At 67.8% G+C, this 659-nt stretch carries 1 protein-coding gene; it reads right to left on the bottom strand.

Annotated features, from left to right (window positions below):
• Positions 1-629: sugar phosphate isomerase/epimerase family protein (locus tag HHX37_RS35380; protein ID WP_182888177.1), on the bottom strand; the 629-nt coding region annotated here is incomplete at its 3' end.
• Positions 630-659 lie beyond the last annotated feature (30 nt).

The raw sequence follows: 659 nt of genomic DNA, 5'->3' as shown, positions 1-659 counted from the left end.
TCCCAGTTCAGCCCGAACGCCGGCCGGTTGCCGATCGCCTCCAGCGTCCGCAGCGTGGTGTGGTAGTCATAGGCGATCTCGCTGGGGTGCACCTCGTGCGCGAACCGCACCCCGACCTCGTCGAACACGTCCAGGATCGGGTTGAACCGCTCGGCGAAGTCGGCGTAGCCGGCCTCGATCATCGACGGCGGCACCGGGGGGAACATGGCCAGGGTGTGCCAGATCGACGATCCGGTGAACCCGACCACGGTCTTGACCCCGAGCTTGGCGGCGGCGCGGGCGGTGTCCTTGATCTCCTCGGCGGCCCGGCGGCGGACGCCTTCGGGTTCGCCGTCGCCCCAGATGCGGGCGGGCAGGATGCCCTTGTGCCGTTCGTCGATGGGGTGGTCGCAGACGGCCTGGCCGACCAGGTGGTTGGAGATCGTCCACACCTTCAGGTCGTACTTGGCCAGGGTCTCCAGCTTGCGCTCGACGTAGGAGTCGTCGGACACGGCCTTGTCGACCTCGAAGTGGTCGCCCCAGCAGGCGATCTCAAGACCGTCGTAGCCCCACTCGGCGGCCAGCCGGCAGACCTCCTCGAACGGCAGGTCCGCCCACTGACCGGTGAACAACGTGATCGGCCTGGTCATCAAACCTCCACACTCGTGAAGCGGCTACCG

It is taken from the genome of Microbispora sp. H10885, assembly GCF_014161415.1.
GTDB lineage: Bacteria > Actinomycetota > Actinomycetes > Streptosporangiales > Streptosporangiaceae > Microbispora > Microbispora triticiradicis.
The sequence above is the reverse complement of the archived record's forward strand: the minus strand, read 5'-3'. Positions and strand labels throughout refer to the sequence as shown.